The sequence below is a fragment of the bacterium genome (assembly GCA_035308905.1).
GTDB lineage: Bacteria > Sysuimicrobiota > Sysuimicrobiia > Sysuimicrobiales > Segetimicrobiaceae > DASSJF01.
Genome location: DATGFS010000033.1, coordinates 36,366 through 50,041, shown reverse-complemented (window position 1 = coordinate 50,041; position 13,676 = coordinate 36,366). Strand labels below are relative to the sequence as shown.

Genomic DNA, 13,676 nt, shown 5'->3' with positions numbered 1-13,676 from the left:
CGCAGGAGGCGGCGAGGCGGCCGGACGCTTCTGGGGAAGACAGGAAATCAGAGGTGATGCACGGTGGCAACCCAGATCCCGGAGCCGGTTCGCAAGTTCTTCGAGAAGCCCAACTTCGCGGTGCTGGCGACCCGCGCGAACGGCGCGCTCCAGGCTACCCCGATGTGGTTTTTGTACGAGGACGGTCAGATCGTCCTCAACAGCTCAGAGGGCCGCGCAAAGCTGCGCAACATGCACAAGCATCCGGAGGTGGCGCTGGCCGTCGTCGATCGCGACAATCCCTATCAGTACGTGCAGGTCCGGGGCACGGTCACGGCCTTTGACGCGAAGAGCGGCGCGCGCGACATCGACCGCCTCTCACAACGGTACAACGGCAGGCCGTATCCCTATCCCGGCGGCGACGCGCCCGAGAAGCGCGTCACGATCCGCGTCACGCCGACCAAGATCACCACACAGGGATTCTAACCAGGAGGCCGCGAAGCGGCCGGAGGTCCTGCGTCAGACGGGGCTACACCGCGCCCGCGGCGCGCAGGCGCGCGATCTCCCCGGCGTCGTAGCCGATTTCCGCCAGCACCTCGTCGGTGTGCTGGCCGACGAGCGGCGGCGCGAGCCGCAGCGAGGCCGGCGTTTCCGAAAACCGGAACGCCGTGCCCACGGTGCGGAGCGGCCCGTAGGCGGGATGCGGCAGCATCACGTCGAGGCCGAGCGCGCCGACCTGGGGATCCGCGAAGACCTCGGCTAAACCGCGCACCGGACCCGCTGGCACGCCGGCCGGCTCGAGGCGCTCGATCCATGCCGCGGCGGGCGCCTCCGCGAACCGCCGCGTGAGGTCGGCGATCAACTCCTGCCGGTGCTCGACGCGGCCCGCGTTGGTCGCGAGCCGCGCGTCGGCCGCGTGGGGCAGGTCGAGCGCCCGGCAGAACCGCTTCCACTGCTCGTCGGTCCCGACCGCGACGAGAAACCACCGTCCGTCGGATCCCTGAAACGCTTGGTACGGCACGAGGTTCGGATGGCCGGAGCCCGACGGCCGCGGCTGACGGCCTGTGGCAAAAAAGCTCTGCGCCGCGTAGGTCATCCACGCCACGCCGGTGCCGAGCAGCGAGGCATCGACCCGCTGTCCGCGTCCCGTGCGCTCGCGCGCGTACAGCGCCGCGAGCACGGCGCCCGCCGCGGTGGATCCGGTGGCCAGGTCGACGACGGCCACACCGACGCGCACCGGCTCCCCGCCGGCCTCGCCGGTCGTGGACATCAGCCCCGTGGCCCCCTGCATCAGCAGGTCGTAGCCGAGCTTCTTCGCGTCCGGCCCGACGGGACCGAAGCCCGAGATCGAACAGTAGACGAGCCGCGGGTTGAGCCGCGACAGCGCGTCCCAATCGGCGCCGAGCGCGGCCTGCGTGCCCGGCCGGAAATTCTCCACGAAGACGTCGGCGCCGCGCACGAGCCGCGCGAGCACCGCGCGACCCGCTTCCATGCCGAGGTTCAGGGTCAGGCTCCGCTTGTTACGGTTGATGGAGAGGTAATACGTGGCGTCGCGCGCGGGCGGCCCCGTGCCCGCAGACGCCCCGCCGGTCTGTTCCACAAACGGCGGTCCCCAGGAGCGCGTCTCGTCGCCCGCGCCCGGCCGTTCGACTTTGATCACGTCCGCGCCGAGATCGCCGAGCAGCATGCCACAGAACGGCCCGGCCAGAATACGCGACGCGTCGACGACACGCACGCCGGCGAGCGGTCCGATATTGGCGGATTTCTCCATGCGGCACTCTTTTGTCTGGCGGCGTGCGACTCCCTTTGCGCCGCGATGCCGCGCCGGCCGGAACGCGCGGCGCGCAGCGTCCGTATTAGTTGATGAACGTCCTCAACATGAATCGCGTGATCGTAAGGCCTCGGCCGGTCGTGGCGGGCACGCTCGCCGCGGTCGTTCTATGCGCGCTTGCCGGCTCCGCATTCGGCGTGGCCGGCACCTCGATCCCCCGCGCGCCGTCGCACCGCGCGCCCATCCTCAACTGGCTCACGGACGACCTTCCGCGGACGGACGCGGCCGTACTGAACGCGCCGGTCACGCCGCCGCGCCGCCCGCTCGCCCGTCCGGCCTCACGGTGGCGCGGGACGGGCGGCCCCACGACGGCTCCGCGCGGCGCGCTGTTCCGGTCCCACATTACGCGCATCTCTCTCCCTCCGCCGGCGCCCGGCACCCCCTAACACAATCCGCACACAACGCCGCGGGCGGTGCCGCCGCAGGCGGCCGCTCCGCGACTCAGAGGAGGGAAACCCGTCATGGGATTGTTCGATATGCTGCGCGCGCGATCCGGTCACCGGCCGGTCCAGCTCATCGGCCGCATCGCGGACGAGCCGCAGCTGGCCACGCACGACGGCGTGAAGTACATGGTGTTCCACCTCGAAGAAGGGTCCGGGAAGGAGTTCCGGCTGAAGATGCTGCCGACGACGCCGAAGCGGCGCCGCGGCGAGCGGGTAGACCTGACGTATCACGACGACGCGGCCGGGATCGCGTGGGTCGATGCAATGACCGCGGCGCCCGACGCGGACGCGACCCGGCGGCGCAACCAGGAATATCTGGCGAGTATTGAGGCCAGCCGGAGACGAACAGGCTCGTAAAAATCTCGTGAATGGCCTGCTCTTCACAATCATGGGAACCATATCGTCTCTCGGGTGGATAGATGGGATAGATAGTCGTGCCCGGCGGTAAGTTGTGGGCACGGCGTCCAGGAGGGACAGACAACATGCGAATTCCAATGGCGTTGGTCCTGAGCGTCGTTCTGCTCCCGGCCTTGGGGCTGGTCGGAGTCGGTTACGCCCAGGCCCAGCCCCTGCAGGTCTCGCCGGTTCCAATCTGGGGGATCGTGCTCGGGACAATTATCGTCGCCGGACTCCTCTACTTGCTCGTGCACGGTCCGGACGGCGGCTACTATCGGTATCCTTATTACGGCCAATACTACGGGCACTATTACCGTCCCTACTATCGACCATACAACGGCTACTATCTCGCGTCCGCCCCGATCATCACGGTCGCACCGCCGATTGCCGGGGTCGTCCTTGGGGTCATCGTCGTCAACCATCTCCAATACATCCTGACGCGTGACGCCGACGGGCATGAGTATCGCTATCCTTACTACGGTCCGTACCGGCAGGTCTACTATCGGCCGGCGTATCGGCCCTATACGAGTGCGTACCAGTATGCTCCGGTGCGGCAGGGAGATCAGCGCTGGGACAGTGACAGGAGAATTCTCGCGCCGGCGTCCCAGCGGCCGAACCCGACGTATCAGCGGCAACAGCAGCGGTGCGGGCATCCGCAGGAACCGCCCTGCCCCAACAATAACCAGCAGCCGTAAGACCCGGGATTCGGCGACCGGCCCCGGCTAGAGCCCACCTAGTGGGCTCGGCCGGGGCTGAGTCGTCGCCCCAACATTGGCTCCGCGCGGATGAGAGTGGCGGAGGGGTGTGGGAATCGAACCCACCGCGAACCCGAAGGGCCCGCCGCTGATTTTGAAGACCAGGAGACCCACCAGGATCCATGCCCCTCCACGACCGCGTACCTTTCGATCCGGCCTTGTCCGCCCCCCTCCGTCATGTTATGCTCTGGCGGCGGCGAAGGACTTTCCCGCGCATTCTCGCTCCGACCGTGAGCGTACAGCGAACAGGTTCGCGATGAACGACCGTCCCCGACCCATCGTCGCGGCGCTGGCCCTGGCCGGCGTCCTCGCCCTCAGCGGGTGTGCGCCGCGGTCGTCGTCCGAGGCGCCGCCCGCCTACGCCACCGCCTCCCCGGCGATCGTGGAGAGCCCGCTGGACGGGCAGCCCGTCCCCCGCGCCACGGCGACACAGCGGCCCATCGCCATTATCGTGGAGAACCATCCGGAAGCCCGTCCGCAGTGGGGGCTGTCGCGGGCCGCCCGCGTGTACGAGTCGCTGACCGAGGGCCCGATCACGCGATACCTCGCGATGTTCGCGCCGACCCAGGACATCGACCGGGTCGGGCCGGTGCGCTCGATCCGGACCCAGTTTCTCAACTACGTCATGGAGACCGGCGCGGCGCTGGCCCACGTCGGCGGCAACGAAGACGCGCTCGACCTGATCCCGGCCCTGCACGTCACCAACCTCGATGAGTTCAAGTTCCCGAGCGCGTACCGGAGAATCCCGCGGCTGGGCATCGCGTACGAGCACACGATGTTCACCTCGACCATGGCGCTGCGGGACGTGACCGACCAGCACGGTTGGGGCGAGTGGGCGGCCGTCGCCCATCCCGCCTGGAAGGACGGCGCGCCGCCGTCTCAACGGCCCGCCTCGCAGATCGTGACGATCGACTTTTCGGACCCCCGGTTTCTGGTCCGGTGGCTGTATCGCGCCACGACCAACGACTACGTCCGCGAGCTGGCCGGCGCGCCCGACATCGACGCCGGCAGCGGGACCGTGCTGCGCGCGTCGACAATCTCGATCATGGTCGTTCCGCGCGTCGAGGGGCGCACGCACATTCACGAAGACACATGGACATATGATGACGTCGGCGCGGGCCCGGCCTGGATCGTCGAAGACGGCGCCGTGACGCCGGCGACGTGGCACAAGGCGGCGCGCGGAGCGCGGCTCGTCTTCACCGACCGGACCGGCGCCGAGATCGCGATGAACCGCGGCCCCCAATGGATCGAGATCGTTCCCCCGACGGTGACGCCCGGATTCGAGTAGCCGCCCCGGTTACGGCTCCGCCCCCCTGTGGAAAAAACTAATGACCGGTTCCCGGGCGGAGCAGGTCCCCTTAAAGGAGGCTATCGTTTATGAGCAGGATTTTTGTGTCTCCGCGTGCGGCCGGCCGGGTGCTGTTGACCGTGATGGTCCTGTTGACGCTCGCGAGCACCGCGGCACTGGCGCAGTACTCACCCCCGCCGACGCCGCCTTCGTATCCGGCGCAGCCGTCCCAGCCCGCGCAGCCGTCCCAACCGGCGCAGCCGTCCCAACCGGCGGTGCCGTCCCAGCCCGCGCAGCCGTCCCAGCCCGCGCAGCCCTCGGCCCCCGGCGGCGCGATCCTCGGCATGAGCACGACGACCGCGGTGATCGTCGGACTGATCATCGTGCTGATTATCATCGTGGCGATCGTCGCGATCACCCGCGGCAGTACAAGCAGCAGCACGACGGTGACGCGCGACAGACTCTAGACGCATCACATCCGCGCGATCCCACGACCGCGCGGCCGCAACGGTCGAGGTAGGGAGCGAACGCGCCTCCCTACCTCGTCTTACGTCCCGGCCCCCCGGGTCACCCGCGCCGGCACACGCTTGTCGCCGACGCGCCGTGTCACGTGGCGCGCGTCGAAGTACTCGAGAAGGACGAGCGTAAACTTCCGGCTGTTGCCGAGCAGGTCGCGCAGCGACGCGACGGTGATCTCCCCGTGGCGCTCGAGATGGGCACGCACGCGCGCTTCTACGTCGGCGAGCGCATCGCGGTGGAACACGACGCCCGCGCCCGCGTCCACCAGCACGCCTTCGTCCAGCAGCGCCACCAACATCCGCTCCGCGGCGACCCGGTCCGTCGTCCGCGCCAGCGCGTCGGCCCGGTCCGGCGGCGCGTAGCGGCCCTCTCGGTAGGCGTCCTCGATCGCGCGCGCCGCCGCCTCGTCGGCCGCGCTCCGGCGTGGGACGAAGCCCCGCACGCGGGCGTGACCGCCCGCGAGCTCGACCTCACCCGACTCGGCCAGCGCGTCGAAGACGTGGCCGTACAGGCGGTCGTCGCCTCCCGCGAACGCGCGGGCCTTCAGCTCCTCCCGCGGCACGCCGACGCGCCACGGGGCCTCCTCGTGGCCGGCGGCCAGCGTCCGCAGAATCGCGTCCCGCACGCCGGCGGCGACGGCCGCCGCGAACAGCCGGCCGCGCATCGCGAGCACCCGGCCGCCGGACGTGAGCGCGTCGGCCTCGGCCGCGACGCGCTCCCGGCCCTCGCCCAGCAGCGGCGCGAGCGCGTCGAGCGACGTGCCGGCCGCCCCCGCGGCCCGGATCGCCCCGAGGATCCGCACGTCGAGGCCGGAGGTTTCGAGCGCTTCGATCTCGGCGGCGGCCGCCGCGCCCCGGCGGCGCAGCGCGGCCGGCGCGGCGATCACTTCCCCTCCGCCGATGGTCGTCATCGGCGAGTACCGCCGGAGCACGAACGGATCGCCGCGTAGTGCGACCGCCGGCCGCTCGAGCACAATCTGCGCGACCGCGGACTCGCCCGGCGCGAGGTGCGCGCGGTCGGGCAGCCGGACGCGCCCGATGACCTCATCGGCGGCGATATACATCCGCACCCGGCCGCGATCCCGCAGCGGCGGCGCGTCCCCCAGCAGCCGGAGGCGGGCGTCGATCACATGCGCCGGCGCGATCGTGCCGGGCGTGGCGAGCACGTCCCCTCGTCCCACCTCGTCCTTGCCGACGCCGGCGAGGTTGAGGGCAACCCGCTGCCCCGCGGCGGCCTCGGCGACGGCGGCGCCGTGGCTCTGCACGCCGCGGACGCGCACCACGCGCCGCCCGGGCAGCAGTTCGAGCGCGTCGCCGGCGCGGATGCGCCCGCTCCACAACGTCCCGGTGACGACCGTTCCAAACCCCTCCATCGTGAAGCTGCGATCCACCGGCAGCCGCGCCGGCGCGGCGAGATCGCGCCGCGGCGCCTCCTCCAGCGCGCGGCCGATCGCGGTGACGAGTTCGGGGAGTCCCGCGCCGGTCCGCGCGGAGACCCGAAGCACCGGCGCGCCCTCGAGAAACGTCCCGGCGCACAGCGCGCGGACGTCGTCTTCCACGAGCGCCAGCCAGTCCGGCTCGGTCGCCAGGTCCATCTTGTTGAGGACCACGAGGCCGCGGCGGACATGGAGAAACCGCAGGATGTCGAGATGCTCGCGGGTCTGCGGCATCACGCCTTCGTCCGCGGCAATCACGAGGAGCACGAGATCGAGGCCGGCCGCGCCGGCGAGCATGTTCTTGACGAGCCGCTCGTGGCCGGGGACGTCCACCACGCCGACGCGGCGTCCGCCCGGCAGGTCGAGATGGGCGAAGCCGAGATCGATCGTCATCCCGCGGCGCTTCTCCTCTTCGAGACGGTCGGGATCGATGCCGGTGAGGGCCGTGACCAGGGCGCTCTTGCCGTGGTCGATATGCCCTGCCGTCCCGATCACACCGCCGTCCGGCGCGGGACCCGAGGCGGCGGAGAGGGCCCGGGCGGCGAGCGCCGCGGAGGCCGGGCGGCGCGTCCCGTCCGGCGGTGTCCGGGTCGTGCGCGCGCCCGTCGGGCCCCCGGTCATCGGCCGGTCAGGCCGACGGCGGCGCGGGAGACTGCGCGGCGGCCCGCAGCGCCACAAGCAAGGGATCGACGTCGGCGGCCTCGAGCGTTCGGACGTCGAGCAGCAGGCGCTCGTCGGCGATCCGCGCAAACACCGGCGGACGATGACGGCGCAGGCGGCGGTCCCACACCTCGGGGCCGCCGGCCAACGGGCGCAGCGCGACCGCCCAGGAGACGAGCTCGACGCCGGGCAGCGCCCCGCCGCCGGCTTCGGACACGGTCTTCACGACGTCGACCTCGGCCGCGTTCCCAAGCGCCTCCGCAACGCGCGTGGCGAGGCCGCGGGCGGCGGTTTCGAGCGAGGCAGGCTCGCGGGCCAGCAGGCGGAGCACCGGCACCTCGTCCCACGCCCGCTCGGGATCGCGATACAAGCGCAGCGTGGCCTCGAGGGCCGCGAGATCCAGCTTGTCGATGCGCATGGCCCGGGCCAGCGGGTGGGCGCGGATGCGGGCCAGCGGTTCGCGGTGCCCGACGATCAGTCCGGCCTGCGGACCGCCCAACAGCTTGTCGCCGCTCGCGGTCACGACGTCGACGCCCGCCGTGACCGCCGCGGTCATGGTCGGCTCCGGCGGCAGCCCGCGCGCGCCGAGATCGACGAGCGCGCCGCTCCCCATATCGAACAACACCGGCACGCCGGCGCGCCGGCCGAGGGCCACGAGCTCAGCCGCGCCGACGTCGTGCACGAATCCCCGCATCGCAAAGTTGCTCCGGTGAACCTTCACGAGCAGCGCCGTGTCCGGCGTGAGCGCTGCCTCGTAGTCCTGCAGGTAGGTCTTGTTGGTCGTCCCGACCTCGACGAGCCGGCAGCCCCCGGCGGCCATGATATCGGGCATCCTGAAGCTGCCGCCGATCTCGACCAGCTCGCCGCGCGAGACGATGACGTCGCGGCCGCGGGCGAGCGCGGTGAGCGCAAGCAGCACCGCGGCCGCGTTGTTGTTGACGGCGAGCCCTTCCTCGGCGCCGGTCAGTTCGCGTAGAAGACCCGCGACGTGCGCCTGCCGGGAGCCGCGCACGCCCGTGGCCGCGTCGATCTCGAGCACCGTGTAGCCGGCGGCGTCGGCGACCGCGCGTCGCGCCGCGTCCGAGAGCGGAGCGCGCCCGAGATTCGTGTGCAGCACCACGCCGGTGGCGTTGATCGCCCGGGCGAGCGACGGCGCCGCGCGTTCCGCGAGCAGAGCGCGCGTCTCGACGACCAGCGTCTCCACGGTGGCCGCGCCGGCGCCGGGAACGTCGGCGAGGCGGCGGCGTGCGCGGTCCACGGCTTCCCGTGCGCAGGCGACAACGAGCCGGCGCGGATGCCGCCCGAGGTCTCCGGCCGCTTCCAGGCTCTGCAGCAGCCGTTCAATCGACGGCAGCCGGCGAAACGAGGCGTGATTCATGCGGGCACCCGGCGTCCGCTACTTGACCAGGAAGCCGAGTCCCAGGCCGACGGCGATGACCACGCCGGCGACCCAGAGAATCCGCATGAGATCGTAGGAGACCCGGCGGCGCAGGTCGGCGTCGGTCTCACGCGGCGCGCCCGCGCCGGCCGCCGCCGCGGCGGGACGCAGCCGGGCGCCGCACGCCCGGCAGACAATCTTGCCTTCCGGATTTTCCACCCCGCATCGGGGACAGCGCATCATCGAATCCTCCCAAGTCGCGCGGCCCCTCGGCCGCCATCATCAATTCTACTGCGCCGTCCGCGGCGCGGCAGCCCCCTGGGCCTCCTGCTCCGTCTGCGCAGGACCTCCGGCCGCCTTCTGGGCCTCCTGCCACCGCGCGCGCAGCGCCGGCACGACATCCGCGGGCACGCGCACGCTGCCGGGCGGCACGCGGGTCGCGAGCCCGCCGCCGTGAAAGTCCGTCCCGCCGGTGGCGACGAGTCCGTGCCGCCGCGCGACCTCGAGGTAGCGCGCGGTCATCTCCGCGGTATGATCAGGGTAGTATACCTCGAGCCCGGCGAGGCCGTGCGCCACCAACTGGGGCACGCGGTCGATCGCGGGGCCGCTCGACGCCCATCCGGGGTGCGCCAGCACCGGCACGCCGCCGGCCGCCCTCAGGGCCTCCACGGCTTCCTCCGGCGAGACCGCAAGGCGCGGCACGTACGCCGGGGCGTGCCGTCCAAGAAACCGCTCGAATGCCTCCTGCACGGTGGCGACCCGCCGCGCCTCGAGCAGCGCCCGCGCGATGTGCGGCCGTCCGATCGACGCGCCCGCCGCGATCGCCTGCACCCGGTCCCACTCGACCGGCACCTGAAGCGCGTGCAGCCGGTCCACCATCGCCCGCGCGCGCTCCACACGCCCCGCCCGCATGCGCGCGAGAAACGTCTGGAAATCGGCGCGTGTGTGATCGACGAAGTAGCCGAGGATGTGCACCTCGTATTCGCCGACGTCGGTGTTAATCTCGACGCCGGGAATCACGTCGATGTGGATGCGCCGGCCCTCCGCGAGCGCCTCGTCGAGCCCGGCCGTCGTATCGTGGTCGGTGAGAGCCAGCGTCCCCACGCCGTGTTCGCGCGCCGTGACCACGAGGCGCGCGGGCGCGAGCAGCCCGTCGGACGCGGTGCTGTGGGTGTGGAGATCGACTTTCAGATCGAGGGCGCCTACCTGGGCGATACGATGAGCTTGATCGCGGTGCGGTCCTGCCCGTCGATTTGCACATCGGCGAACGCCGGGACGCACACGAGGTCGAGTCCGCTCGGCGCGACGTAGCCGCGCGCGATCGCGATGGCCTTGATCGCCTGGTTGATGGCGGCCGCGCCGATCGCCTGCAGCTCCGCGGTCCCGCGCTCGCGCACGACGCCGGCCAAGGCGCCCGCGACGGCGGTGGGATTCGACTTAGCGGCGACCTTGAGCACGTCGGCGGTAGTCGTAGGCTTCGCAACGACCTTGAGCACGTCCATGCTTCGAGCCTCCTCGAGGGAGTGCGTCGACTGTGGCGCGGCGATGTGGCTGGCGAAGCCTGCTGATTCGAGAGTCCGGTTCACAATCCCTCCCCGACGGCGAACGTACGTACGTGCCTCTTACGACTTAGCGCCGTGCGACTCTTCGACGCGGCTCACGCGGCGGATCGCCGTCGCGTGCCCGGTCTCGGCGTCGATCTCGATGAAGACGCCGTTCAACTGCACCGGGCCCGACGCGACCTCAAACCGCGCGGGCAGCAGCGTGAGGAACCGCGGCAGCACGGTTTCGCGGCTCATCCCGATGATCGAGTCGCGCGGCCCCGTCATCCCGGCGTCGGTGATGAACGCCGTCCCGCCCGGCAGCACGCGCTCGTCCGCGGTCTGGACGTGGGTATGCGTGCCGACCACCGCGGAGACGCGGCCGTCGAGATACCAGGCCAGCGCCGCCTTTTCCGACGTGGCCTCGGCGTGCATGTCGACGAAGATCACGCGCGTCTCCGTGCGGAGCCGTTCGATCTCCTCGCGGGCGCAGTCGAACGGCGAGAGCAGCGGCTGCATGAACGCGCGGCCTTCGAGGTTGAGCACACCGACGCGCGTCCCGCCGGCGGCGGCGAAGACGCCCGCCCCCCGCCCCGGCGCGCCCGTGGGATAGTTCGCCGGCCGGAGGAGCCGCGGCTCTCCGTCGAGCAGCGCCGGCGCTTCGCGGGTATGCCAGATGTGGTTGCCCCCGGTGACGACGTCCGCCCCGGCCGCGGTCAGATCGTTGAACGTCTCCGGCGTGACCCCGAAGCCGCCCGCGGAGTTCTCGCCGTTGGCGATCACAAAATCGGCCCGGAGCTCGCGCCGGAGCGCGGGCAGCCACTGCGCGACCGCCCGGCGCCCCGGACGTCCCACGACGTCCCCGATGAACAGCAGATTCATGCGCGGTTCCGGCTCCGTTCGCCGACCCGGCGGCCGCGCCGTCTACTTCGCGTACTCGACGGCGCGCGTCTCGCGCAGGACCGTCACCTTGATCTGCCCCGGGTACTCCAGCTCCTCCTCGATCTTCTTCGCCATCTCACGCGCGAGCAGCGCGGCGGCGGGGTCGTCGATCTCCTGCGGCCGGACCAGCACCCGGATCTCCCGGCCGGCCTGGATGGCGTAGGCGCGGTCGACGCCCGTAAAGGACGTCGCGATGCGCTCGAGGTTCTCGAGGCGCTTGACGTACATCTCGACGGTTTCCTTGCGCGCGCCCGGCCGCGACGCGGAGATCGCGTCGGCCGCGGCCACCAGGACCGCTTCGACGCAGGTCGCTTCGGCGTCGCCGTGATGGTAGGCGATCGCGTTGAGCACCTCCGGCGACTCGTGGTACCGGCGCGCCACGTCCATACCGATGTCGCTGTGCGTGCCTTCGATCTCGTGCGTCAGCGCCTTGCCGATGTCGTGCAGCATGCCGGCCCGGCGCGCCAATTCGGGATCCGCGTCGAGCTGGCTCGCCATGAGGCCCGCAAGGAGCGCGACCTCGATCGAGTGCTGCAGCAGATTCTGCCCGTAGCTGAACCGGAAGTTGAGCCGGCCGAGCAGCTTGATCTCCTCGGGATGCAGGCCGTGGACGCCGGCCTCGAAGACGGCGCGTTCGCCGGCTTCCTTGATGCGCGTCTCGAGATCGCGCTGGGCCTTCTCGACCATCTCTTCGATGCGCGCCGGGTGGATGCGGCCGTCGGCGAGGAGCTTTTCCAGCGTGACTTTGGCGATCTCGCGGCGGATCGGATCGAACGACGACAACGTCACCGACTCGGGCGTGTCGTCGATGATGAAGTCGACGCCCGTCAGGCTCTCCAGGGCGCGGATATTGCGGCCTTCGCGGCCGATGATCCGCCCCTTCATCTCTTCGTTCGGCAGCGGGATCACCGACACGGTGACCTCCGCGGTGTGGTCCGCGGCGCAGCGCTGGATGGCGAGCGCCACAACCTCCCGCGCCCGCCGCTCCGCGCCCTCGCGGGCCTCCGATTCGATCTTTCGCGCGGTCTGCGCGACTTCGTGCCGGATCTCGCCTTCCGCCCGCTGCAGCAGTTCCTGCTTGGCCTCTTCCAGCGTGAGCGCGCCGACCCGTTCGAGCTCCCGCCGCTGGGCGTCGTGCAGTGCCTGAACGTCTTCCCGGACCCTGGAAACCTCCTGCTCGCGCTGTGCGAGGGCCTGATCGCGCTTCTCGAGCGCCTCCAACTTTCGATCCAGCGTTTCCTCACGCTGGACCACACGCCGCTCAAGACGCTGCAGTTCGGCGCGCTGCTCCCGAATCTCCCGTTCGGCGTCCCGCTTGATGCGGAACGCCTCGTCCTTGGCCTCCAGGAGCGCTTCTCGCTGTCTGCTGTCCGCCTCCCGTTGCGCGGCTGTCTTGGCCTCGTCGAGAATCCGCCGGGCGGCTTCTTCAGCGCTGCCGATCTTCGCCTCGCCGGCGTACTTCCGCAGAAGGTACCCAAGGAGGAAGAGCGCCAACCCGATCACGCCGGTCACAGCGTACTGGACCGTGCTCGTGGTGGTCACCCCCTCTTGGTGTTGCGTCGTGCGTCGCTGCTGGCCTGTGAGACCTCCATCCCGGTCCTGCTAGGACCGATGATCTCGTGCGCCGGTGCGATCGCCTAACGATGGACCGTCAAAAAAGACACGTTAACCGGACATCCGTACGCTATAATTTCAATCTATTGTAGCCCGCGCCCGGCCGGGGGGTCAACCCCGGCCGGGCCGGGGGGTCCGCGGCTCGGTCGCCGGCCCGGGACGGCCGCTGCGCCGGGCGATCTGCCGCCGCGCCGCCGGTGTATAAGAATATGGGACTATAGTGGAGGAGAACGATCGTGAAGGAGACGCAATGACACAAGCACGGCGCACCGGTCCGCGGTCGTGGTGGATCGCGGCGGCGCTCCTGATCATTCTGGCTGCCGGAGCGGGCCTGTGGGTGCGGAGCCGGCTGGCCCCCCCGCCTCTCGAAGGCGCGGTGCTCACCCCGCCCGTGCGGGCCTACGACTTCGAGCTGCCCGACCCCGACGGCCGGATGGTCTCGCTGGCGTCGATGCGCGGGAAGGTCGTCGCGCTCACATTCCTGTATGCGCACTGTCCGGATTACTGTCCGCTGGTCGCCGACCAAATCAACAAGGTCCACGCGCAGCTCGGGCCCCTCGCCGGCCGGGTGGCATTTGTCGCCGTCAGCGTCGATCCGGCGGGCGACACCCCCGACGCCGTGCGCCAGTTTCTGGACGCGCACCAGGTGACGGGGGTGCTCACCTACGTCCGCGGCACATCGGCGCAGCTGCGGCCGGTCTGGGCGCACTACTTCGTCGCAAGCGACGCCAAAGAAGGCGCCTCGGCCAGCGACGCGGCGGCCCACGGTATCGGCCACACCACGATCGTCTACCTCATCGATCCCCAGGGCCAGGTGCGGGTCTTCCTTCCCGCCAACTTCGATCCCAAGGATCTGCTCACGGACGTGCGGATCCTGGCCCGGAGCGCGCGCTAG

15 protein-coding genes and 1 tRNA gene are annotated in these 13,676 nt (G+C 70.9%); 6 read left to right on the top strand and 10 right to left on the bottom strand.

Features of this window, described 5'->3' with window-relative positions:
- The first annotated feature begins 63 nt into the window (after positions 1 to 63).
- Positions 64 to 465 (top strand): PPOX class F420-dependent oxidoreductase, encoded by a 402-nt coding sequence (locus tag VKT83_10990; protein ID HLY22981.1) that lies wholly within the window; start codon positions 64 to 66, stop codon positions 463 to 465.
- A 43-nt stretch (positions 466 to 508) separates the two neighbouring features.
- Here VKT83_10990 and VKT83_10985 read toward each other — a convergent pair whose 3' ends face one another.
- Both VKT83_10985 and VKT83_10980 read right to left on the bottom strand, forming a co-directional pair.
- Positions 509 to 1,750: a CoA transferase gene (locus VKT83_10985; GenBank protein ID HLY22980.1), complete on the bottom strand. Its 1,242-nt coding sequence runs from the start codon at positions 1,748 to 1,750 to the stop codon at positions 509 to 511.
- Between the two features lie 85 nt (positions 1,751 to 1,835).
- Complete coding sequence (locus VKT83_10980) at positions 1,836 to 2,162, bottom strand: hypothetical protein (GenBank protein ID HLY22979.1); 327 nt, start codon at positions 2,160 to 2,162, stop codon at positions 1,836 to 1,838.
- Between the two features lie 109 nt (positions 2,163 to 2,271).
- Between VKT83_10980 and VKT83_10975 the strand changes: the two genes are divergently transcribed.
- Positions 2,272 to 2,610, top strand: a complete 339-nt coding sequence (locus tag VKT83_10975) for a hypothetical protein (protein HLY22978.1) — start codon at positions 2,272 to 2,274, stop codon at positions 2,608 to 2,610.
- Positions 2,611 to 2,735: 125 nt separating this feature from the next.
- Positions 2,736 to 3,344 (top strand): hypothetical protein, encoded by a 609-nt coding sequence (locus VKT83_10970; protein ID HLY22977.1) that lies wholly within the window; start codon positions 2,736 to 2,738, stop codon positions 3,342 to 3,344.
- Positions 3,345 to 3,441: 97 nt separating this feature from the next.
- Here VKT83_10970 and VKT83_10965 read toward each other — a convergent pair.
- Positions 3,442 to 3,536, bottom strand: a tRNA-Sec gene (locus tag VKT83_10965).
- 124 nt (positions 3,537 to 3,660) lie between these two features.
- On the opposite strand from VKT83_10965, the gene VKT83_10960 reads away from it, so the two are divergent.
- A complete protein-coding gene (locus tag VKT83_10960) occupies positions 3,661 to 4,692 on the top strand; it encodes a DUF3048 domain-containing protein (GenBank protein ID HLY22976.1) in 1,032 nt (343 codons plus the stop codon).
- A gap of 89 nt (positions 4,693 to 4,781) precedes the next feature.
- Positions 4,782 to 5,159 carry a hypothetical protein gene (locus VKT83_10955; protein ID HLY22975.1) on the top strand — a complete coding sequence of 126 codons (378 nt, stop codon included), beginning with the start codon at positions 4,782 to 4,784 and terminating at the stop codon, positions 5,157 to 5,159.
- 80 nt (positions 5,160 to 5,239) lie between these two features.
- Here VKT83_10955 and selB read toward each other — a convergent pair whose 3' ends face one another.
- The 7 genes from selB to rny all read right to left on the bottom strand — a co-directional run bounded on the left by selB (position 5,240) and on the right by rny (position 12,709).
- Positions 5,240 to 7,267 carry a selenocysteine-specific translation elongation factor gene (selB, locus tag VKT83_10950; protein HLY22974.1) on the bottom strand — a complete coding sequence of 676 codons (2,028 nt, stop codon included), beginning with the start codon at positions 7,265 to 7,267 and terminating at the stop codon, positions 5,240 to 5,242.
- A 7-nt stretch (positions 7,268 to 7,274) separates the two neighbouring features.
- On the bottom strand, positions 7,275 to 8,684 hold the full coding sequence (gene selA / locus VKT83_10945) for an L-seryl-tRNA(Sec) selenium transferase (GenBank protein ID HLY22973.1): 1,410 nt from the start codon (positions 8,682 to 8,684) through the stop codon (positions 7,275 to 7,277).
- A gap of 18 nt (positions 8,685 to 8,702) precedes the next feature.
- Positions 8,703 to 8,927: a zinc-ribbon domain-containing protein gene (locus VKT83_10940; protein ID HLY22972.1), complete on the bottom strand. Its 225-nt coding sequence runs from the start codon at positions 8,925 to 8,927 to the stop codon at positions 8,703 to 8,705.
- 45 nt (positions 8,928 to 8,972) lie between these two features.
- Positions 8,973 to 9,812 (bottom strand): PHP domain-containing protein, encoded by an 840-nt coding sequence (locus VKT83_10935; GenBank protein ID HLY22971.1) that lies wholly within the window; start codon positions 9,810 to 9,812, stop codon positions 8,973 to 8,975.
- Between the two features lie 74 nt (positions 9,813 to 9,886).
- Positions 9,887 to 10,186 (bottom strand): stage V sporulation protein S, encoded by a 300-nt coding sequence (locus VKT83_10930; protein HLY22970.1) that lies wholly within the window; start codon positions 10,184 to 10,186, stop codon positions 9,887 to 9,889.
- 120 nt (positions 10,187 to 10,306) lie between these two features.
- Positions 10,307 to 11,107 (bottom strand): TIGR00282 family metallophosphoesterase, encoded by an 801-nt coding sequence (locus VKT83_10925; GenBank protein HLY22969.1) that lies wholly within the window; start codon positions 11,105 to 11,107, stop codon positions 10,307 to 10,309.
- Positions 11,108 to 11,149: 42 nt separating this feature from the next.
- Positions 11,150 to 12,709 carry a ribonuclease Y gene (gene rny / locus VKT83_10920; GenBank protein HLY22968.1) on the bottom strand — a complete coding sequence of 520 codons (1,560 nt, stop codon included), beginning with the start codon at positions 12,707 to 12,709 and terminating at the stop codon, positions 11,150 to 11,152.
- Positions 12,710 to 13,031: 322 nt separating this feature from the next.
- On the opposite strand from rny, the gene VKT83_10915 reads away from it, so the two are divergent.
- Entirely contained in the window at positions 13,032 to 13,676 is a 645-nt protein-coding gene (locus tag VKT83_10915) for an SCO family protein (protein HLY22967.1), read from the top strand.